The sequence below is a fragment of the Streptomyces sp. 7N604 genome (assembly GCF_052245475.1).
Classification (GTDB): Bacteria; Actinomycetota; Actinomycetes; order Streptomycetales; family Streptomycetaceae; genus Streptomyces.
This window is the reverse complement of record NZ_JBQQBX010000022.1, coordinates 61,220-82,656: the sequence shown is the minus strand read 5'-3', so window position 1 is coordinate 82,656 and position 21,437 is coordinate 61,220. Positions and strand designations below refer to the sequence as shown.

General features: G+C 72.6%; 14 protein-coding genes and 1 pseudogene. 12 read left to right on the top strand and 3 right to left on the bottom strand.

Translation table 11 applies throughout. The annotated features are described in order from the left end of the window. Positions 1 to 357 precede the first annotated feature (357 nt). Positions 358 to 954: a gamma carbonic anhydrase family protein gene (locus tag ACTWP8_RS24130; RefSeq protein WP_443324217.1), complete on the top strand. Its 597-nt coding sequence runs from the start codon at positions 358 to 360 to the stop codon at positions 952 to 954. 81 nt (positions 955 to 1,035) lie between these two features. Here ACTWP8_RS24130 and ACTWP8_RS24125 read toward each other — a convergent pair whose 3' ends face one another. Then, positions 1,036 to 1,911, bottom strand: a complete 876-nt coding sequence (locus tag ACTWP8_RS24125; RefSeq protein WP_443324216.1) for a pentapeptide repeat-containing protein — start codon at positions 1,909 to 1,911, stop codon at positions 1,036 to 1,038. Positions 1,912 to 2,384: 473 nt separating this feature from the next. Here ACTWP8_RS24125 and ACTWP8_RS24120 point away from each other — a divergent pair. The 8 genes and pseudogenes from ACTWP8_RS24120 to ACTWP8_RS24085 form a co-directional block, all read left to right on the top strand. After that, a pseudogene (locus ACTWP8_RS24120) lies at positions 2,385 to 3,164 on the top strand (TIGR03084 family metal-binding protein); the annotation flags it as partial. Positions 3,165 to 3,343: 179 nt separating this feature from the next. Then, positions 3,344 to 5,185: an acyclic terpene utilization AtuA family protein gene (locus ACTWP8_RS24115; RefSeq protein WP_443324215.1), complete on the top strand. Its 1,842-nt coding sequence runs from the start codon at positions 3,344 to 3,346 to the stop codon at positions 5,183 to 5,185. A 76-nt stretch (positions 5,186 to 5,261) separates the two neighbouring features. Beyond that, entirely contained in the window at positions 5,262 to 6,860 is a 1,599-nt protein-coding gene (locus ACTWP8_RS24110; RefSeq protein WP_443324274.1) for an acyl-CoA carboxylase subunit beta, read from the top strand. 41 nt (positions 6,861 to 6,901) lie between these two features. Beyond that, a complete protein-coding gene (locus tag ACTWP8_RS24105) occupies positions 6,902 to 9,160 on the top strand; it encodes an ATP-binding protein (RefSeq protein ID WP_443324273.1) in 2,259 nt (752 codons plus the stop codon). Then, entirely contained in the window at positions 9,157 to 10,338 is a 1,182-nt protein-coding gene (locus ACTWP8_RS24100; protein ID WP_443324214.1) for an acyl-CoA dehydrogenase family protein, read from the top strand. Before ACTWP8_RS24105 ends, ACTWP8_RS24100 begins: the two co-directional genes overlap by 4 nt. 48 nt (positions 10,339 to 10,386) lie before the next feature. After that, positions 10,387 to 11,970 (top strand): 4-coumarate--CoA ligase family protein, encoded by a 1,584-nt coding sequence (locus ACTWP8_RS24095; protein WP_443324213.1) that lies wholly within the window; start codon positions 10,387 to 10,389, stop codon positions 11,968 to 11,970. After that, a complete protein-coding gene (locus tag ACTWP8_RS24090; protein WP_443324212.1) occupies positions 11,967 to 12,830 on the top strand; it encodes an enoyl-CoA hydratase family protein in 864 nt (287 codons plus the stop codon). The genes ACTWP8_RS24095 and ACTWP8_RS24090 overlap by 4 nt, the downstream gene beginning before the upstream one ends. Further along, positions 12,818 to 13,456, top strand: a complete 639-nt coding sequence (locus ACTWP8_RS24085; RefSeq protein WP_443314405.1) for a TetR/AcrR family transcriptional regulator — start codon at positions 12,818 to 12,820, stop codon at positions 13,454 to 13,456. Before ACTWP8_RS24090 ends, ACTWP8_RS24085 begins: the two co-directional genes overlap by 13 nt. A 658-nt stretch (positions 13,457 to 14,114) precedes the next feature. On the opposite strand, the gene ACTWP8_RS24080 is transcribed toward ACTWP8_RS24085, so the two are convergent. Continuing rightward, positions 14,115 to 15,215, bottom strand: coding sequence for a citrate synthase 2 (locus ACTWP8_RS24080; protein WP_443324211.1), 1,101 nt, complete (start codon positions 15,213 to 15,215; stop codon positions 14,115 to 14,117). Between the two features lie 648 nt (positions 15,216 to 15,863). On the opposite strand from ACTWP8_RS24080, the gene pdxH reads away from it, so the two are divergent. Then, positions 15,864 to 16,493 (top strand): pyridoxamine 5'-phosphate oxidase, encoded by a 630-nt coding sequence (gene pdxH, locus ACTWP8_RS24075; protein WP_443324272.1) that lies wholly within the window; start codon positions 15,864 to 15,866, stop codon positions 16,491 to 16,493. Positions 16,494 to 17,499: 1,006 nt separating this feature from the next. Then, positions 17,500 to 19,185 (top strand): PAS domain-containing protein, encoded by a 1,686-nt coding sequence (locus ACTWP8_RS24070; protein WP_443324210.1) that lies wholly within the window; start codon positions 17,500 to 17,502, stop codon positions 19,183 to 19,185. Between the two features lie 60 nt (positions 19,186 to 19,245). Here the strand turns inward: ACTWP8_RS24070 and ACTWP8_RS24065 are convergent, their stop codons facing one another. Then, the gene (locus ACTWP8_RS24065) at positions 19,246 to 20,004 is read right to left on the bottom strand and encodes an SIS domain-containing protein (RefSeq protein WP_443324209.1); all 759 of its coding nucleotides are present in this window, start codon (positions 20,002 to 20,004) and stop codon (positions 19,246 to 19,248) included. 246 nt (positions 20,005 to 20,250) lie between these two features. Here ACTWP8_RS24065 and ACTWP8_RS24060 point away from each other — a divergent pair, with 246 nt between their 5' ends. After that, positions 20,251 to 20,943: a metal-dependent transcriptional regulator gene (locus tag ACTWP8_RS24060; protein ID WP_443314402.1), complete on the top strand. Its 693-nt coding sequence runs from the start codon at positions 20,251 to 20,253 to the stop codon at positions 20,941 to 20,943. Positions 20,944 to 21,437: the final 494 nt, after the last annotated feature.

The following is a 21,437-nucleotide window of genomic DNA, read 5'->3' as shown; positions in this document are numbered from 1 at the left end:
GGACAGCCGACGCCGTCCAGATCAGCGCGGAGGCCGGCTGCGGCTTCCCCGACAGCGCGGACCACACCAAGGTCTCCTGCACGGTCGTCACCGTGAGCAGCCAGTCCCCGTACGCCATCCTGAGATGGACCTCGCGGACGGCGATGACATCGTTGCTGTCAACAACACCACCGGCCAGGCGTAGTACTCCAACACGATCTACCTGGGCACCGGACTGACGGTTCTCTCCGCCGGGGAACTGCCCGGTTAACCGCCGCAGTTCCCTGGGCGCGGACCACCACCGGGAGGAGGCCACCCGCCTGTCCGGCGAATGCCCGCCCCGGTCCAAGGAGCAACCGTACGTTTAGGCTCCTACGCATGTTGCTGGAGCATCGCGGCAGGAGACCGGTGGTTCCCGAGTCCGCGTACGTCGCGCCGTCCGCCGTGTTGTGCGGGGCCGTCGTGCTGGGGGAGCGGGCCCGGGTGCTGCACGGGGCCGTGCTGTCCGCCGAGGACGGGGAGGTGCGGACGGGCGCGGACGTGGTGGTCATGGAGAACGCGCTGGTGCGGGGGCGGGCCGTGCACCCCGCCACGCTGGGCGACGCCGTCCTGATCGGCCCGCACGCGCACGTGAACGGCGCGACGGTCGAGGACGAGGTCTTCGTCGCGACCGGTGCGTCGCTGTTTCCCGGGGCGGTGGCGGGAGCCGGCTCCGAGCTGCGGATCCACAGTGTTCTGCACGTCAACTCGCGCCTCGCGCCCGGCGCTGTGGTCCCGATCGGGTGGATCGCCGCCGGCGATCCGGCAGAGCTCTTCTCGCCGGACCGGCACGATGAGCTGTGGGAGGTACAGCGCGAACTCGACTTTCCCGGGACCGTTTACGGGGTTCCGCGCGGTACGTCGATGCGCGAGATCATGGCTCGGCAGGCCGATTTCTACGGAGCGCATCGCGACGATCTGCAGCTTGGCGAGTGATTCGTACGCGTCGGCGTGGCGCCGCGGGGCGGCATTCGGCCCGGACGTCTTGCGTTTCGGTGCGCCGGCGGGCCGTCCGGTTCAACTGGACGCGATCGGGTCCGGCGTATCCGGCTGTCCTCGGCGGCGGGACCAATGCGTTGGGCGGGTCAGGGTAGGGGGCAACTTCGTGCTGCCGTCGCCCTTTGCCGCATTCAGTTGGGGCTGGGTGAGGAAGATGCTGTCGGTGAGGTCGGCGCCCGTGAGGTTGGCATCTCTGAGGTCGGCTCCGATGAGGTCGGCCCATCTCAGGTCCGCGTCGGTGAGGTCGGCGGCGATGAGGTAGGCCCCTCGGAGGTTGGCGCCTTTGAGATCTGCGCCCTTGAGGTTGGCCCCGATGAGGTCGGCACCTCGGCGGTCCTTGTTCTTGCGACGGGCTTTGGCTCGTATGAGCTCGCTCGTGCGGAGCAGCAGGGCATTGACGTCCTGCCGGTGTGCGGCCACGTCCAGCTCGCTGAGGGAGTCGGGATCGAGGTGCGTGAGGCGTTCGGTTTCGTCGAGCGCCCGGCCGATCTCGATGTGGAGGGCCGGTTGCAGCGCCAGCGCCTCGGTCAGGTACCAGAGCAGCTCATGGAGCTGCCGCATGATCGGGAACACCTCGAACATCTGCTGTGCGGTCTCCGGGGCCTGCCGCCAGTCCTGCCCGCCGAAGGTGAACTGGGAGACCTTCTGTCCCGCGCCGTAACAGTCATACACCGTGCAGCCCGGAAAGCCTTGCTGCCTGAGGCGGGTGTGAATGCCGCAGCGGAACTCCGAAGTCAGATGGGTGCAGGGCTGCCCCGCGTCTTTGTCGACCGCGAAGTCAGCGGAGGCCGAGAAGGGCAGTGCGACACAGCACAGCCCGAAGCAGTTCCCGCAGTCGCCCTGGAGGCTCAGGTGACCTCTGTCGGGCGCTGCGTCTTCGCGTTTCTCGGGCACTATGTGTGGTTCCTCTTGCAGGCGAGCAGTCTGCTCGTAGGCTACCCCTTTCGGAATTAATTGATCAGGCAAGTATTTCGCAACTAATTCGCAGAGGGCGTACCCCTTCCAATGCCGCCCTGCATGAGGGGATGCGAAAGCCACCCACAGGCCCGCCAAACCGCGAACCGGCCCAGACCCTCCCATAGCCCGCCGCCTTGCGCCGGAGGCGCGAGACGAAAGCGCAGGACGGCCGAGCCGGATGCCCCCCGCGGCGCGAAGCCGCAAGCCGCCCCTCCCCGGGGCCCGCCCCACCCCCCAACGCCCGCACAAAATAATCATGCAAGCACGCTTGCTTGTTTCTTCGGCTGCTGCCACGCTGCTGCCCATCGACGGCGTCAGTCGGCATCGCCTCGCTCTGCCGACGCCGACTGACGCAACGTCAATGTGCCATTCCCGTAGGACAGCAGAAGCTGAAGAGGGGGGAGCGCACCGTGGCCGATCCCGGAGCCGTGATCGACGATCTGTACGCCGAAGGCGAGGAGCTCGACCGGCTCGTCGCCGGGCTGGAACCCGGGGCGTGGGTGACGCCCACCCCGGCCCCCGGCTGGACCATCGCCCACCAGATCGCGCACCTCGCCTGGACGGACGAGCAGGCGGTGAGCTCCGCCACCGACCCCGAGGGCTTCGCCATCCAGGCGGAGAAGGCGCTGGCCTCCCCTGACACCTTCGTCGACGAGGCCGCCCGGCGCGGTGCCGAACAGCCGCCCGCCGAGCTGCTGGAGCGCTGGCGGGACAGCCGCCTGGCGGTGCAGTGGGCGCTGTCCGAGCACCCGTGGGAGGTACGGATGCCCTGGTTCGCGACGTCCATGAGCGTCGCATCCATGGCGACCGGGCGGCTGATGGAGACCTGGGCGCACGGCCAGGACATCGCCGACGCGCTCGGCGTCCACCGGGCTCCCACCCCGCGGCTGCGCCACGTCGCCCGGATCGGGGTACGGGCCCGGGACTACGCGTATCTCGTACGCGGTCTGACCCCGCCCACCGACCAGTTCCGGATCGAACTGAACGCACCCGACGGCTCGTCGTGGACTTACGGCCCGGCCGACGCCTCGCAGCGTGTCACCGGGCCTGCTCTCGACTTCTGCCTGCTCGTCACGCAGCGCGGCCACCGCGCCGACCTGGCCGTACGTGCCGATGGGCCGGACGCCGACCGCTGGCTCGACATCGCCCAGGCCTTCGCAGGACCGCCCGGCCAAGGCCGCAAGCCGGGCGACAGCCGTAGGCCAGGCAACCCCGGTGACCCCACTGGGTCTGGCAACCCCGGTAACCCCGCCGGGTCCGGTAGCCCCGGTAACCTCGCCGGGTCCGGCAACCCCGGCAACTCCGCCGAGCGCGGCAACCCCGGCAATCCCGCCAACCCCGACCACGGCTCCACGGCCGAGGCCGGCGCATGACCCCCGCCCGGACCACCGCGCACCACGCCCCCCTCCGCATCGGCAACGCCTCCGGCTTCTACGGCGACCGCTTCGACGCCGTACGCGAGATGCTCACCGGCGGGCCGCTCGACGTCCTCACCGGGGACTACCTCGCCGAGCTGACCATGCTCATCCTCGGCCGCGACCGCGCGAAGGACCCCAGGCTCGGCTACGCCAAGACCTTCCTCCGCCAGCTCGAGGACGGTCTCGGTCTGGCCGTCGACCGGGGCGTCAAGATCGTCACCAATGCGGGCGGGCTCAACCCGGCCGGACTGGCCGACGCCATCCGGGATTTGGCGGACCGCGTCGGCGTTCCCGTACGCGTCGCCCACGTCGAGGGCGACGACCTGCTACGCGACCCGGACCCGGGCCGGTACCCGGATCCGGCCCGGGACCCGCACACGGGCCGGGACCCGCACCCGCGCCCGTACCGCGACTGGGGCCCCGGCGTCCTCACCGCCAACGCCTACCTCGGCGGCGCCGGGATCGCCGCCTGCCTGCGCGCCGGCGCGGACGTCGTCGTCACCGGCAGGGTCACCGACGCCGCCCTCGTCACCGGTCCCGCGGCCGCGCACTTCGGCTGGGCGGCCGACGACTGGGACGCGCTCGCCGGAGCCGTCGTCGCCGGGCACGTCCTGGAGTGCGGAACCCAGGCCACCGGCGGCAACTACGCTTTCTTCACCGACCACGACGTGCGCCGCCCCGGCTTCCCGCTCGCCGAGCTGCACCCCGACGGCTCCTCCGTCATCACCAAGCACCCGGACACCGGCGGCGCCGTGACCGTCGGCACCGTCACCGCGCAGCTGCTCTACGAGACGTCGGGCGCCCGGTACGCCGGGCCCGACGTGACCGCGCGCCTCGACTCCGTACGGCTGACCCAGGACGGCCCGGACCGGGTCCGCATAGGCCGGGTACGGGGCGAGGCGCCGCCCCCGACCCTCAAGGCCGGCCTCACCCGCATCGGCGGCTGGCGCAACGAGATCGTCTTCGTCCTCACCGGCCTCGGCATCGAGGCCAAAGCCGCGCTCGTACGGGATCAGATGGAGTCGGCGCTGGCCAAACGCCGCCCGGCCGAGGTGCGGTGGACGCTGGCCCGTACGGACCGGGCCGACGCGCCGGCCGAGGAGGAGGCGAGCGCGCTGCTGCGCCTCGTCGTCCGCGACTCCGACCCGGAGGCGGTCGGCAGGGCGGTGAGCAGCGCGGCCGTCGAGCTGGGCCTGGCCAGCTACCCCGGCTTCCACCTCACGGCCCCACCCGGCAAGGGCGCCCCGTACGGCGTCTTCGAGGCGACGTACGTGGATGCGGCGGCCGTCTCCCATACGGCGGTGCTGCCGGACGGCAGCCGGGTCTCCGTACCGCCGCCCCAGGCCACGCGCGAGCTCGCCGGGCCCGAACAGCCGCCGCTGCCCGAGCCGTTGCCGTCGGGCCCGGCCCGCCGCGCGCCGCTCGGCCTCGTCGCGGGCGCCCGCAGCGGCGACAAGGGCGGCAGCGCGAACGTCGGAGTGTGGGCCCGGTCGGACGACGCCTGGCGCTGGCTGGCCCACGCCCTGACCGCCGACACCTTCCGCGAACTCATCCCGGAAGCCATGGACTTGCCGGTCACCCGTCACGTCCTGCCGAACCTGCGCGCGCTGAACTTCGTGGTCGAAGGGCTGCTCGGCGAGGGGGTGGCGGCCCAGCACCGCTTCGACCCGCAGGCCAAGGGCCTGGCCGAGTGGCTGCGCGGCCGACACCTCCCCATTCCGGAAGCCCTTTTGGCGGCAGCAGGAGAGGGCGGCAGCCGCGGACTCCCACTCGACGAAGGGACGATCTCGTGAAGCACGGACACATGACGAAGGTGTCGGCAGGGGGGCGGGCGTGTGTCCACTGCTCTTCCTCCCCGGAGGGGACGCGGTGACCGTGCTCGGGTCCGCCGTGGACACGACCGGCGCCGACTACGCCGCCCACCGCGAGGCGATGCTCGCCAAGCTCGCCGAGCTGGAGGCCGAGCACGCCAAGGCCATCGCGGGCGGCGGCGAGAAGTACGTCGCCCGCCACCGCAAGCGCGGCAAACTCCTCGCCCGCGAGCGCATCGAGCTGCTGCTCGACCCCGACACGCCCTTCCTGGAGCTGTCGCCGCTCGCCGCCTGGGGGAGCGACTACCGGGTCGGGGCCTCCATCGTCACCGGCATCGGCGTCATCGAGGGCGTCGAGTGCCTGATCACGGCCAGCGACCCGACCGTACGCGGTGGGGCCAGCAACCCGTGGACGCTGAAGAAGGCGCTCCGCGCGAACGAGATCGCGTACGCCAACCGCCTCCCGGTGGTCAGCCTGGTCGAGTCCGGCGGGGCCGATCTGCCGAGCCAGAAGGAGATCTTCATCCCGGGCGGGGCGCTGTTCAAGGACCTCACCCGGCTCTCCGCCGCCGGGATCCCCACCATCGCCGTCGTCTTCGGCAACTCCACGGCCGGCGGGGCATACATACCCGGCATGTCCGACCACGTGATCATGGTCAAGGAGCGTTCGAAGGTCTTTCTCGGCGGCCCGCCGCTGGTCAAGATGGCCACCGGCGAGGAGAGCGACGACGAGTCCCTCGGCGGAGCCGAGATGCACGCCCGCACCTCCGGGCTCGCCGACTACTTCGCGCTCGACGAGCCCGACGCGCTGCGGCAGGCGCGGCGGGTGGTCGCCCGGCTCAACTGGCGCAAGGCACACCCCGATCCGGGCCCGGCCGAGCCGCCCAAGTACGACGAGGACGAGCTCCTCGGCATCGTTCCAGGCGACCTGAAGATCCCCTTCGACCCGCGCGAGGTCATCGCCCGGATCGCGGACGCCTCGGACTTCGACGAGTTCAAGCCGCTGTACGGGCCGAGCCTGGTGACGGGATGGGCGACGCTGCACGGCTACTTGGTCGGGATCCTCGCCAACGCGCAGGGCGTCCTCTTCAGCGCGGAGTCGCAGAAGGCCGCCCAGTTCATCCAGCTCGCCAACCAGCGCGACATCCCCCTGGTCTTCCTGCACAACACCACCGGCTACATGGTCGGCAGGGAGTACGAGCAGGGCGGCATCATCAAGCACGGCGCGATGATGATCAACGCGGTGTCGAACTCGCGCGTGCCCCATCTGTCCGTGCTGATGGGCGCGTCGTACGGGGCCGGGCACTACGGCATGTGCGGGCGCGCGTACGACCCCCGCTTCCTCTTCGCCTGGCCCAGCGCCAAGTCGGCGGTGATGGGGCCGCAGCAGCTCGCGGGCGTGCTGTCGATCGTCGCCAGGGAGTCGGCGGTGGCCAAGGGGCAGCCGTACGACGAGGAGGCGGACGCGGCACTGCGCGCCATGGTGGAGCAGCAGATCGAGTCCGAGTCGCTGCCCATGTTCCTGTCCGGGCGGCTGTACGACGACGGGGTCATCGACCCGCGCGACACCCGCACCGTGCTCGGCCTGTGCCTGTCCGCGATCCACAGCGCGCCGGTCGAGGGTGCGCGTGGCGGCTTCGGCGTCTTCCGGATGTGAGGGTTCTTCCCGTGACAGTGATCCAGTCCGTGATCCAGCCCGTGATCCAGTCCGTCCTTGTCGCCAACCGGGGCGAGATCGCCTGCCGGGTCTTCCGCACCTGCCGCGAGCTGGGGGTCGGGACGGTCGCGGTGTACTCGGACGCGGACGCCGGGGCGCTGCATGTACGGGAGGCGGACGCGGCCGTACGCCTTCCCGGCAGCGCGCCCGCCGACACGTATCTGCGCGGCGACCTGATCGTCAAGGCCGCCCTCGCGGCGGGTGCGGACGCCGTCCACCCCGGCTACGGGTTCCTCTCCGAGAACGCGGAGTTCGCGCGTGCCGTCCTCGACGCGGGCCTGCTGTGGATCGGCCCGCCGCCCGCGGCGATCGAGGCGATGGCCTCCAAGACGCGGGCGAAGACGCTGATGAGGGAGGCAGGGGTGCCGCTCCTCACCCCCGTCGACCCGGCACGGGTCACCGAGGCGGACCTGCCGCTGCTGGTGAAGGCGGCGGCGGGGGGTGGCGGGCGCGGCATGCGGGTGGTGCGGGAACTCACCGCTCTGGACGGCGAGTTGCGCGCCGCGTCCGCGGAGGCGGCCTCGGCGTTCGGCGACGGCGAGGTCTTCGCCGAGCCGTACGTCGAGCGGGGCCGCCATGTCGAGGTGCAGATCCTGGCCGACACGCACGGGACGGTGTGGGCACTCGGCACCCGCGACTGCTCCCTGCAGCGCCGCCACCAGAAGGTCGTCGAGGAGGCCCCGGCGCCGGGCCTCGCCGACGATCTGCGGCGCACGCTGCACGAGTCGGCCGCGGGTGCCGCTCGCGCGATCGGCTATACGGGCGCGGGCACGGTCGAGTTCCTGGTCTCGGAGGACGGGCGCCCGTACTTCCTCGAGATGAACACCCGGCTGCAGGTCGAACACCCGGTGACGGAGGCGGTGTCCGGGCTCGACCTGGTTGCGCTGCAGCTGCGTGTGGCAGAGGGCGGGAAGCTCCCCGCCGAGCCGCCGGAGCCGGCCGGCCACGCCGTGGAGGCCCGCCTCTACGCCGAGGACCCGGCCCGGGGCTGGCAGCCGCAGACGGGGGTGCTGCACCGCTTCGCCGTGGCGGGTGCGTCGTGGGTCCGGCGCCGGGGCCTCCGGGGCAGGGCTCCTGGAACGTATAGCGGCCCACAAATACTCCCCTTGCCTTCGTCAGGGGGGACCCCAAGCTTCCAGGACCCCTACCCCTCCGACCCCGCCGCCTCCCGTGCGCACCCGGCGGGCGTGGACGCCGGACTGCGGGTCGACTCGGGTTACGCGGACGGGGACGAGATCGGCGTCCACTACGACCCGATGCTCGCGAAGTTCATCGCCTGGGCCCCGACCCGGGCGGAGGCGGTACGCAAGCTCGCCCACGCCCTGGAGCGCGCCCGTATCCACGGCCCGGTGACCAACCGCGACCTGCTGGTACGCGTGCTCCGGCACCCGGAGTTCGTGGATGGCCAGGTCGATACGGGGTGGCTGGAGAGCCGTCTGGGTGAGCTGACGGTGAGCTCGGACGGGGCCGCCGCTGTCGCGCGACTCGCGGCGCTGGCCGCCGCCTTTGCGGACGCCGTGGGGGCAAGGGTTGTGGGCAGTCGTTCCGCCAGGGCGATGGGGGTACCCCCATGCCGTTCAGGCTATGGGGGAGGGTGGGCACACCCCGACCACCGGCCCGCACGCGCGAACGAAACGGAAGTCCACACCGGGGCTGGCGCATCGTCGCCGGGCGCAAGCGGCACTCGTAGCACGTTGGCTTCGCGGCTGGGCGGCTGGCGCAACGTCCCGTCCCAGCCGCAGTCCAAGACCTACCGCTCAGAGCCGGACGGCACCGCGTACGAGATCCGCTACCGCCTCACCCGGGACGGCCTGGCGGCCGACGGCTTCCCGGGCGTGCGGCTGGTCGCCGCCGAGCCCGAGCGCGTCGTCCTGGAAGTGGAGGGAGTGCTGCGGGACTTCGACGTTGCCGCCTACGGGACCCGTATCCACGTCGACTCCCCGCTCGGCGCGGTCACTCTGACCGCCCTCCCCCGCTTTCCCGATCCCACCGCCCACACCGAGCCCGGCTCGCTGCTCGCGCCCATGCCCGGGACGGTCGTCCGGGTCGCGGAAGTCTCGGTAGGCGACACGATCGCCGCTGGTCAACCCCTGCTCTGGCTGGAGGCGATGAAGATGGAGCACCGCATCTCCGCGCCCGCCTCCGGCACCCTCACCGCGCTCCACGCCGCCCCAGGCCGCCAGGTCGAAGTCGGCGCCCTGCTCGCCGTCGTACAGGCCGTACAGGAGGACCCGTCATGAGCACTGGCACCCCCGTCGTCGAGACCGAAGAGCACACGGCGCTGCGCGCCGCCGTGGCCGCGCTCGGCGCGCGCTACGGCCGCGAGTACTTCGCGGCCGTCACCCGCGAGGGCAGGCACACCAACGAGCTGTGGGCCGAGGCCGCGAAGCTCGGCTACCTCGGGGTGAATCTCCCCGAGGAGTACGGCGGCGGGGGCGGCGGAATAGCCGAGCTCGCCATCGTGCTCGAGGAGCTCGGCGCCGCCGGCTGTCCGCTGCTCATGATGGTCGTCTCGCCCGCCATCTGCGGGACCGTCATCGCCCGATTCGGCACGGAGGAGCAGAAGCGGCAGTGGCTGCCGGGATTCGCCGACGGCAGCCGCAGGATGGCCTTCGGTATCACCGAGCCCGACGCCGGATCCAACTCCCACCGCATCACCACCACCGCCCGCCGCGACGGCACCGGCGACGACGCCGACTGGCTGCTCACCGGCCGCAAGGTCTTCATCTCCGGCGTGGACATCGCCGACGCGACGCTGATCGTCGGCCGCACCGAGGATGCCCGTACCGGCAGGCTCAAGCCGTGTCTGTTCATCGTGGACCGCGGAGCACCCGGATTCGGGTTCCGCCCGATCGACATGGAAGTCTCCGCGCCGGAGAAGCAGTTCGAGCTCGTACTCGACGACGTACGGCTTCCCGCCGACGCTCTCGTCGGGGACGAGGACGCCGGGCTCCTCCAGCTCTTCGCCGGGCTCAACCCCGAGCGCATCATGACCGCCGCCTTCGCCCTCGGGATGGGCCGCCACGCGCTGGCCCAGGCGGTCGACTACGCCCGCACCCGCACCGTGTGGAAGGACCCGATCGGCGCCCACCAGGCCATCGCCCACCCCCTCGCGCAGGCGCACATCGAGCTCGAGCTGGCCGGCCTGATGACGCAGAAGGCAGCCCATCTCTACGACGCGGGCGACGACATGGGCGCGGGCGAGGCCGCGAACATGGCCAAGTACGCGGCGGCGGAGGCCGCGGTCAGGGCCGTTGACCAGGCGGTGCACACGCTCGGCGGCAACGGCCTCACCCGCGAGTACGGCCTCGCCACGATGATCACCGCCTCGCGCGTGGCCCGTATCGCGCCCGTCAGCCGCGAGATGATCCTCAACTTCGTGTCCCACCAGTCCCTGGGACTCCCCAAGTCGTACTAGAACAGGGATTCTGGTGCGTCCACCGGCTCCGCGTCGAAAGGGATCGCCATGGTGCTGCGCAGCGAGTACGCCGATGTCCCCGCCGTCGACCTCCCCGTCCACGACGCCGTACTCGGCCGGGCCGCCGAGTACGGCGAGCTGCCCGCCCTGATCGACGGCCTCGACGGCACCACCCTGAGCCACGCCCGGCTCGACGGCTTCACCCGCCGGATCGCGGCCGCGCTCGCCGAGACCGGCGTCCGTAAGGGAGACGTGCTCGCCCTGCACAGCCCCAACACGATCCTTTACCCGGCGGTCTTCTACGGGGCCACGCGCGCGGGGGCCGTCGTGACCACCGTCCACCCGCTCGCCACAGCCGAGGAGTTCGCCAAGCAGCTCCGCGACTGCGCGGCGCGCTGGATCGTCACCGTCTCCGCACTGCTCGACACGGCCCGCAAGGCGGCGGAACAGGCGGGCGGCGTCCGGGAGATCTTCGTCTGCGACAGGGCCGAGGGACACCGCTCCGTGGAGGAGATGCTCGCCTCGACGGCGCCGGAGCCGGAGGTCGCCATCGACCCCGGTGAGGACCTGGCCGCCCTCCCGTACTCCTCCGGCACCACCGGCACCCCCAAGGGCGTGATGCTCACCCACCGCAGCATCGCCACCAATCTCGCTCAGCTCTACAGCCTGATTCCCAGCGGCCCGGGCGACCGCACCCTCGCCGTCCTGCCGTTCTTCCACATCTACGGCATCGCGGCTCTGATGAACGCCCCGCTGCGCAACGGCTCCACCGTCGTCGTGCTGCCTCGCTTCGACCTCGGACAGTTCCTGGCCGCCATCGAGAAGCACCGGGTCAACGCCCTCTACGTGGCGCCGCCCATCGTGCTGGCGCTCGCCAAGCACCCGGCCGTCGACGGCCACGACCTGTCCTCGCTCGAGTACATCGTCAGCGCGGCCGCACCGCTGGACGCGGAGCTCGCCGAGGCGTGCTCGCGCCGCCTCGGGCTGCCGCCGGTCATGCAGGCGTACGGGATGACCGAACTCTCCCCGGGCACGCACGCGGTCCCGCGCGGCGCGCAGAACCCGCCTCCGGGGACGGTCGGCAAGCTGGTCCCGAACACCGAGATGCGGATCACCGGCCTGGACGACCCGGCGCGGGACCTCGGCCCGGGCGAGAAGGGCGAGATCCTCATCCGCGGCCCGCAGGTCATGAAGGGCTACCTGGGCCGCCCGGACGCCACCGACGCGATGATCGACGCGGACGGCTGGCTGCACACCGGGGACGTGGGGCGGGTCGACGCCGACGGCTGGCTGTTCGTGGTCGACCGGGTCAAGGAGCTCATCAAATACAAGGGTTACCAGGTCGCGCCAGCCGACCTGGAGGCCGTCCTCCTCACCCACGAGCGGATCGCCGACGCGGCCGTCATCGGGGTCGTGGACGGCGACGGCAACGAGGTGCCCAAGGCGTACGTCGTCCCGCAGCAGGGGGCGGCGCTCACGGACGCTGAGGTCATGGCGTACGTTGCCGAGCGGGTCGCGCCGTACAAGAAGGTGCGCCGGGTCGAGTTCCTGGACGCGGTGCCGCGCGCCGCGAGCGGCAAGATACTCCGGCGCGAACTGCGGGACCGGGAAAGGAGTTCAGCGCCCTCATGACGAACGGCACCGTGACGGAGGCGGGCACGGACGCGGCGGGGCCGCCGCTGGTGCGCCGCCACCGCGAGCGCGGCATCACCACGCTCACCCTCGACTCGCCGCACAACCGCAACGCGCTGTCGGCCCGCCTCCTGGCCGAGTTGTACGAGGGCCTGGAGGCGGCGGCGAAGGACGAGGCGACGCGGGCGGTGGTGCTGACCCACACCGGCGGAACGTTCTGCGCGGGCGCGGACCTGAGCGAGGCGAGCGGTCGGAGCGGGGTGAGCGGCGGGAGCGAGGCGAGCGGCGGGAACGAGGCGAGCGGTCAGGGTCCCTCCGCGAACGGGCCGATGGGGCTCGCGCGCCTCCTCCGCAGCATCATCGAGCTGCCGAAGCCCGTCGTCGCACGGGTGACCGGCCATGTACGGGCCGGTGGTCTCGGCCTGTTGGGGGCCTGCGACATCGCGGCGGCCGGGCCCGGGGCGAGCTTCGCCTTCACCGAGGCGCGGCTCGGCCTCGCGCCCGCGGTGATCTCGCTGCCGCTGCTGCCCCGCCTCGACCCGCGCGCCGTCGGCCGCTACTACCTCACGGGGGAGCGCTTCGACGCGGCGGAGGCGGCCCGTATCGGGCTCATCACGCTCGCCGCGGACGACGTGAAGGACGTGGACGCGGTCCTGGAACCCGTACTCGACGGCCTGCGCCGGGCCTCCCCTCAGGGCCTGGCGGAGTCCAAGCGGCTCACCACCGCGCGCGTGCTGCGCTCCTTCGACCGGGACACGGAGGCGCTGGCCGAGCTCTCCGCCCGCCTCTTCGCCTCCGGCGAGGCACGCGAGGGCATGACGGCCTTCCTGGAACGGCGGGATCCGGCATGGGCACGGTGACCGGCCGGGCGGCCGTACGCGACCCCAAGCAGGACCGCAGCAGGGCCACCCGGCAGCGGCTGCTGGAGGCGGCGGTGGCCTGCCTGGCCGAGTACGGCTGGGCGGGCTCCACGGTGTCCGTCGTCGCCGAGCGGGCCGGGGTCTCCCGCGGCGCGGCCCAGCACCATTTCCCCACGCGCGAGGACCTGTTCACGGCGGCGGTCGAGTACGTGGCGGAGAAGCGGTCGGGCGCGCTGCGGGCGTTCACCCGCGACCTGCCGCCGCCCGGCTCCGTCGCTCGCACCTGGATGATCGTCGAGGAGCTCGTCGACCTCTACACGGGCCCGCTCTTCCGGGCGGCGCTCCAGCTGTGGGTCGCGGCCTCGAACGCGCCGGAGGAGGAGGGGCTGCGGGAGCGGGTGACCGCGCTGGAGGCCAGGGTCGGACGCGAGACGCACCGGCTGGCGGTGCAGCTGCTCGGCGCGGACGAGGCCCGGCCGGGCGTACGCGAGACCGTCCAGGGCCTGCTGGACATGGCCCGCGGCCTGGGCCTCGCCAACCTCCTGACGGACGACGCGCCCCGCCGCGCCCGCGTAGTCGAGCAATGGGCCCGCATCCTCGACGCGGCCCTGAACCCCGCTCCGTGATCTCCCGCCGCCCGCCGGACTGACGGCTCGCGCCCGGCGCCCGGCGCGTGACGACTTGGACCCGGGCGGCCGACCGCCTGCACCCAACGCCCGGACAACCTGGCCCCCGCCCGTCGACGACCTGGACCTGTCGCCCGGCGCCCCGTGTTCATCGCCCGGGGGCCCGGCGCCCGGGGTCGATGGCCTGGGCCTGGCGCCCGGCTGACGACTTGGGCCTGTCGCCCGGCGGCACGCGTTCCAGCGCCCCGGCGGCCCGGCCCCCGCCGGGCGACGCCTTGGGCCTGGCGTTCAGCTGATGACTTGGGCCTGGCGCCCGGCGCCTCGTATCCAGTGCCCTGGCGGCCCGGCCCGCCGGTCGATGGCCTGGGCCTGGCGCCTGGCGGCACGCGTTCCAGCGCCCTGGCGGCCCGGCCCCTGCCGGGCGACGCCCTGGGCCTGGCGCTCGGCTGATGGCCTGCGCTCGGCGCCCGGCGGTCCGTATCCAGCGCCTGGCGGCCCGGGGTCCCGCGCCCGCGGCCCATGGCGGGGCCCCAGGGCCCTCCGCCCCGGGGTCTGGGGCGGAGCCCCAGGTAATCCCCTCACTCCGGAGGCCGGGGAACGACTGCAGTCGTTCCCCGGCCTCCGGAGTGGAAATCCGGCCCGCGCCCCGGGAAGGGGCTCAGCGGGCGATGTCCGCGTACCCCTCGATCTCGCGCGGATCGCGGGCCGCAGGCCCCACGTAGCGGGCCGACGGCCGCACCAGCCGCCCCGTTCGCTTCTGCTCCAGGATGTGCGCACTCCACCCCGCCGTCCTGGCGCAGGTGAACATCGACGTGAACATGTGCGCCGGGACCTCCGCGAAGTCCAGCACGATCGCCGCCCAGAACTCCACGTTCGTGGCCAGCACGCGGTCGGGCCGCCGGCTGTGCAGCTCCTCGAGTGCGGCGCGCTCCAGCGCCTCCGCGATCTCGAAGCGCGGCGCGCCCAGCTCCTTGGCCGTACGGCGCAGCACGCGCGCCCGCGGGTCCTCCGCGCGGTACACGCGGTGGCCGAAGCCCATGAGCCGCTCGCCCTTGTCCAGGGCCTGCTTCACGTACGCGGTCGCGTCGCCGGTCCGCTCGATCTCCTCGATCATGCCGAGGACGCGGGACGGCGCCCCGCCGTGCAGCGGCCCGGACATGGCGCCGACGGCGCCCGACAGCGCCGCCGCGACATCCGCGCCGGTCGAGGCGATGACCCGGGCCGTGAAGGTGGACGCGTTCATGCCGTGCTCGGCGGCGGAGGTCCAGTACGCGTCGACGGCCTGCACATGCTTCGGGTCCGGCTCGCCCCGCCACCGCTTCATGAAGCGCTCGACGACGGTCCCGGCCTTGTCGATCTCCCTCTGCGGGACCATGGGCAGGCCCTGGCCACGCGCGGACTGGGCGACGTAGGACAGGGCCATGACGGCGGCGCGGGCGAGGTCGTCGCGGGCCTGCGCCTCGTCGATGTCGAGCAGCGGTTTGAGGCCCCACACGGGCGCGAGCATCGCGAGCGCGGACTGCACGTCGACGCGGATGTCGCCGGAGTGGACGGGGATGGGGAAGGGCTCAGCGGGCGGCAGGCCGGGGTTGAAGCTGCCGTCGACCAGCAGGCCCCACACGTTCCCGAAGGAGACGTGACCCACCAGATCCTCGATGTCCACGCCTCGGTAGCGGAGCGCGCCGCCTTCCTTGTCGGGTTCGGCGATCTCCGTTTCGAACGCGACGACTCCCTCGAGTCCGGGTACGAAGTCGGACATCAGCGGCTCCTCATGATGTGGTCGACACGCGGCTTTTGGCTTGTGGCTTGCGGCTCGTGCCTAACGGCTCGTGCTTGCGTTGTGACCAAGCTGTCTGGGTTGTCGGTGCCGGTACGGGTACGCGGCCGGCGGATGCGGCTGGCGGTCCCTATCGGTCACCCCGGTGATGCCCCGCGGAGGTCGTGCTCACCCTGGCCCGGGTCGGGTGGTTCGGTGGGGCGATGGGTTGGGCGGTTCGTCACCGGTCGATGCAGAGTCCCTACAGATCAGTACACGTCAGTACAGCCCGGACACGCCATCGCGCGGTGCCCGGAGGCCACAGTGGCCCAGCCCACGATTTTGGCGGGTTCCGTAGATGCGGGGAAGCGTGAGAAGCGGCACACTGTGCCACCACTGTGGGGATGGGTTTACGAATACCCAGGCCGGGCAGAATTGGCGCCCTGCACTCAGTGCCGCGAGGCCGACCGCGTACCGGCGCGTACCGCACTGGCGTACGGGTCCGTCGCACGGCCGCCGTACGGGCCGGAGGCGCTGGATGCCCGCTCCGCACGATGCTGCAAGATAAAGCGCGTGGCACACGTTGACCCGGAACACCCCATCAGGCTGGACCCGGAACATCCCACCCGGCGCGCGCTCGACCCGGCCGTCATGCGCGAGCACTACCGGGCGGAGGGGCTGGCGGAGGCGGATCTGGCCGCGGGGCCGATGGAGCAGTTCACCCGCTGGTTCGAGGAGGCGGCGGCGAGCGGGATCTTCGAGCCGAACGCGATGATCGTCTCCACCGCGGACCCCGCCACCGAACGGCCGAGCTCCCGCACGGTGCTGCTGAAGCAGTTCGACGAGCGCGGCTTCGTCTTCTACACGAACTACGGCTCGCGCAAGGGTCGCGAGCTGACCGCCAACCCGCAGATCTCGCTGCTCTTCCCCTGGCACCCGATCGCCCGCCAGGTAGTCGTCAGCGGCGTGGCGGAACGGACGGGGCGCGACGAGACGGCCGCGTACTTCCGTACCCGGCCGCACGGGTCGCAGCTCGGCGCGTGGGCGAGCGAGCAGTCCTCGATGCTCGCCTCCCGCGAGGAACTCGACCGCCTCTACGGCGAACTCGCCGACCGCTACCCGCCGGACACCCAGGTTCCGGTCCCCCCGGAATGGGGCGGCTACCGTGTCCGTCCGGACTCGGTCGAATTCTGGCAAGGCCGCGAAAACCGCCTTCACGACCGCCTTCGTTACGCCCTGACGGACGGGGGGACATGGCGCGTGGAGCGCCTGTGCCCGTAGCCTCGCCGGCCGGCCGCTCCGCGCGGGAGCGGGAGGGAGCCACGGGCTCCGCCCCGTCTTCCCGCGCCCCGTGCCGTGGGCTCCTTGGCGCTACAAACGTCCGGGGGCCGGAGCTTCGCTTGTCCTCCGGTGCCGGAGGCGCGGTGGGGCGGCCCCTTTCCCGGCGGCATGATTTACGGGCCGGCACGGCAGTTCGTCGTCTGCGGCCCGTCGGCGAGCCGGCCCACAAATCACGCTTCAGTGCCGTGAAGGGGGCCGACCCACCCCACCCCCTCCCGCCGGTGGCCCAGCGCGGGTCGGAGCAGGTCGGCGGAGGGCGGAAAGCCGCGCCGCCAACACGAAACCCCGGCCTCCGGCCGGGGCGCACGGGGGCGCGAACGCAGACGACCCGCGAGCCTGTCCCCGGCGCCGAGAGGCGCAAGGGGGCCGGTCGGACGTACCGGCAGCTCGCGGGTCGGGTGACTGCTTGGGATTGGCCGGCTGCGCGGATCTCTCCCGCGCTGGTCCGGCGATGCGCTTGAGCGCGACGACGGACCGCTAGCCCGCAGCCACCTCACGCGTCCGGATTTCATACATCTGCCGAACCACCTCCCTTCTCGTGTGCCCCACACGCTAGGCACCCGTCCCTCCCGCCCACAACCCCATTTCCGGAGCACGAGCCACTCCCACGATCGCCCTCGGCAACGAGCTCCTCAGAGGAACCCGGTAGCGGACGCCGACACCGCGTCCGGCTGCGCGTGGTGGGGGCCCGGATGATCTTGTGGAGGATTCGAGCAGGCCGGGGTCGGCGCCCGGTGGATCGCGCTGCGCGAGAGGGGTTGATCACCGCGACCGCTACGAAGAAGGGACAAGCGCGGCTGTCCTGAACGTGCCCTGCGCCTGGGCGTGATCGTGGGGAAGGCTTGTCGTAGAGCCAATTTCCGGGAACACGGTGTGGGCTGCGTCACGTTCCACTTGAATGATCTGACGTGCAGCACACGCAGCCACGTCCAGCAGGAGGTGCCAGGTGACTGCTTCCCGGCCTCCCGGCCCCACCCAACCGGCCGGCGGCGCGGGCTCGCCGGGGCGACCGGGCCCGGATGGCCCGGCCGGATCCGCCGATGCCGCCGACGACGCTGCGGGCTCAGCGGACTCCCGCGACGCGGCGGACACCGGCGCCGCCACCCCAGAAGGCTCCGGCGCCGAGGGCCCCGCGCAACCCTCGCCGCCCCCGCCCGACTGCGAGGACTCCGACCTGCTCGCCGCGCTGCTGGACGGCATGGACGCCGCCCTGTGCGCGTTCGACGCCGACGGCGTCGTCACCCACTGGAACCGCGAGGCCGAGCGCATCCTCGGCTGGACCGCCGAGGAGGCCGTCGGCCGCCGCGGTCTCGGCGGCTGGGCGGTGCGCACTGCGGACGCCGAGGAAGTGGAGAGCCGGCTGCTGGGCGCCATGAAGGCCCCGGGCCGCCAGGTCCACGACTTCGCGCTGGTCACCAAGGACGGCGGCCGGGTGCTCGTACGCACCCAGACCGCGGGCGTACGCGGCGCCGACGGCCGCCCGGCGGGCGTCTACTGCGCCTTCAGCGAGGTGCACGCCCAGATCGACCTGGAGCGCTCGATCGCGCTGAGCGAGGCGCTGTTCAACGACGCGCCCTGGGGCGCGGTCCTCGTCGACGCCGACCTGCGCCCCGCGGTCGCCAACGCCTACGCGGCGCGCGCCCTGCGCGCCGGGCGTACGGCGGTCCTCGGCCGCCCCTTGGGGGAACTGCTGTCGCAGGGCCTGGAGGAGCTGGAGACCGCGTTCCAGCACGTACTGGCCGAAGGCCCGCCCTCCGTGCCCACCGACGTATGGGTGACGCTGCGCGCCCCCGACGCCGCCCAGGGCGAGGGCGAGCGTCGCTGCTGGCGCAGCGGCTTCCTGCGGCTCGCGTCGCCGCTGGCGGAGGAGCCGGTGCCACTGGGCGTCGGCTGGTTCTTCCAGGACGTCACCGAGGCCAAGCAGCTCGAGCAGGAGAGCTCGGTGGTGCGGTTCCGCGCCAACCAGCTGCACCGCGCGGGCCGCACCGCCGCCGACTGCGAGGACCCGATGGAGGCGGCGACCGTCTTCATCGACTTCGCGCTCGCGGGCTTCGCCGACCACGCGCTGCTCGACATCGCCAAGGACGGCGAGCCGGTCCGTCTCGTACGGGCTGCGGCCACGCCCGCGGGCACCGGCGGCGGGCCGTGCTCGCCGATCGTGCCCGGCGGCATCCCCGTGCGGTACGCCGAGGGGCACCCGGCGCTGCAGGCGGTCGAGCGCACGGGCGCGGTGAGGGCCAGCGCGGGCCCGGCGTACAGCCCGTTCGGATCCGGCCCGGGCGGCCGTACGGAAGGCCGTGAAGGCCGTACGGAGGGTCGTACGGGAGGGCGGACGGGCGGTCGTACGGGCGGCCGAGCCGACGCCGGTGCTGGGGCCGGTGCTCGTACGGACGCGGGCTCGGCGGCGGAACAGGCCCGCCAGTGGGCACGCGCGCGTCATTGGCCGGAGGACTCGGTGCACGCCCTGTGCGTGGTGCTGCGCAGCCGGGCGCGCACGCTGGGCGTGGCGACCTTCCTGCGGTCCGCGGGACGCCGCCCCTTCGAGCGCGCGGATGCGGCGTACGCGGAGGAGGTCGCGGGCCGCGTGGCAGCCGCGCTCGACCTGGCCCGCCAACTGCGCCGAGAGCGCTGACCTCGCCGGCCGCGCTCAAGCGCTGACTGACCGCGTGGCGGCTGTGCGCCGCCCGCGCCGTCACTGATGCCGGAAGAAGATCCTGTCGGCGTACTCCGCGAACACGCGCGCGTTCCACTCGTGCCCGCCGTCCACGTTCCCCGAGCGGAGCAGCGGCGGCGTGGTCCCGCGGGCGGCAAGTTCGCCGGCGGCCGCGGCCATGACGGACTGCATGACGGCGCTGGTGACCACGGTCGAGGCGGGCGCGAAAGGCGCGTCGACGCCCTCGGCGGTCAGCTCCGCGTCGCCGATCGCGATCTTGCTGTCGAGGACCAGGTCGCAGTGGTCCTTGAGGTACGAGCCCGAGGAGTGCCGGGAGCGGGTGCCGTCCGCGTACGCCACCGAGGTCACGCCGATGACCTTCAGCCCGAGCGCCCGGGCGCTCAGGGCCATCTCCACGGGCAGCTGGTTGCGCCCGGACAGCGAGATGATCACCAGCAGGTCGCCGGATCGCGCCGGGCTGGTCTCCAGTACGGCCCCCGCGAGGCCGTCGACCCGCTCCAGCGCGCTTCCGAGCGTGGCGGGCACGACGTCGACGCCGACGGTTCCGGGTACGGCGAGCAGGTTCATCAAGCCGAGGCCGCCGGCGCGGTAGACGACGTCCTGGGCGGGGAGCGAGGAGTGCCCGGCGCCGAAGGCGAAGAGCCGCCCGCCGCCGGCCACGGTGTCGGCGATCAGCGATCCGGCCGCGGCGATGTTCTCCGCCTCCTCGTCGCGGACCCGCCGCAGCAGCTCGATGGCGGCGTCGAAGAACTGCCCGGCCAGCTTGTTCTCACTCATCGCCGCTGGGGCCCTTTCGTTCGGTCGGCAGGGTGCGTGCAGGGGGTGCGGGCCCGGCGCGCGCAGGGGTGCGCGCCAAGGTGTTGCGCAAAGGTACGTACCTGGTGGCGCGGATCACGTTGGGACCAGGACCCGTCCCGTGTCAATACCGCAATCGACCGGAGTGGTGCGGACCAGGCCCGATTGTCGGTGGGATGCGTCAGAATTGGGTTCAGGGCCACCGCACGACACATTCGAGGGGCACGCATGTCCGGACTGATCGACACCACGGAGATGTATCTCCGCACCATCCTGGAGCTCGAGGAGGAAGGTGTGGTCCCCATGCGCGCGCGGATCGCGGAGCGGCTCGACCAGAGCGGCCCGACGGTCAGCCAGACGGTGGCGCGGATGGAGCGCGACGGCCTGGTCACCGTAGCCGGGGACCGGCACTTGGAGCTCACCGAGGAGGGCCGTCGGCTGGCCACGCGCGTGATGCGCAAGCACCGGCTCGCCGAGTGCCTGCTCGTCGACGTGATCGGCCTGGAGTGGGAGCAGGTGCACGCCGAGGCGTGCCGCTGGGAACACGTGATGAGCGAGGCGGTGGAGCGCCGCGTGCTGGAGCTGCTGCGGCACCCGACCGAGTCGCCGTACGGGAACCCGATTCCGGGCCTGGAGGAGCTGGGCGAGAAGGCCGAGGCGGACCCGTTCCTGGACGAGGGCATGGTGAGCCTGGCGGACCTCGACCCGGGCGCCGAGGGCAAGACGGCGGTGGTGCGGCGGATCGGCGAGCCGATTCAGACAGACGCGCAGCTGATGTACACGCTGCGGCGGGCCGGGGTGCAGCCGGGCGCCGTGGTGAGCGTGACGGAGTCGGCGGGCGGGGTGCTGGTCGGCAGCAGCGGTGAGGCGGCGGAGCTGGCGGCGGACATCGCGTCGCATGTGTTCGTGGCCAAGCGCTGACCGTCCCTCACTTTCCCCTAGCCCCTTGTCGTTCCTTTGCCGTTCCTCTTTCTCTTCCCCGGGGGCTTGTGCGTTCCTTGAACTCCCCTGAGGCTTCCTGGGGCTACTGAACTCCCTTGCGTGGCCCGGGGGGTTGCCGACGGGCGTGCGCGCGCGCTCGTACGCGCTTCCTCGAGCCGGGCCGGAATCCTCCGGTTTACCGTGAAAAGGCGGCGGAATGGCAGCGGCCGGGCCCCGCGCGTGCAACGCTGTGGCGAGGCATGCGGCGTGCGGGCTCTCGAGGGTTTCGCTCGTCGGGGTTGGGGAGGGAGCGTGGATGAATGGGTGCTGGTCCACCCGTAGTGCCCGTCATGTCCGCAGCACCGGCGAGGGCCCCGGTGCGATCGGTGCGATCGGCATCCGGGGCCCCGCCTCCCCTGGTTCCCCCGCGACGACCCGGAGCCCCGAGCGCTCAGGGTCGTTCCCCGCGGGCCCCCTTCCCCTTAGGGCCCGCC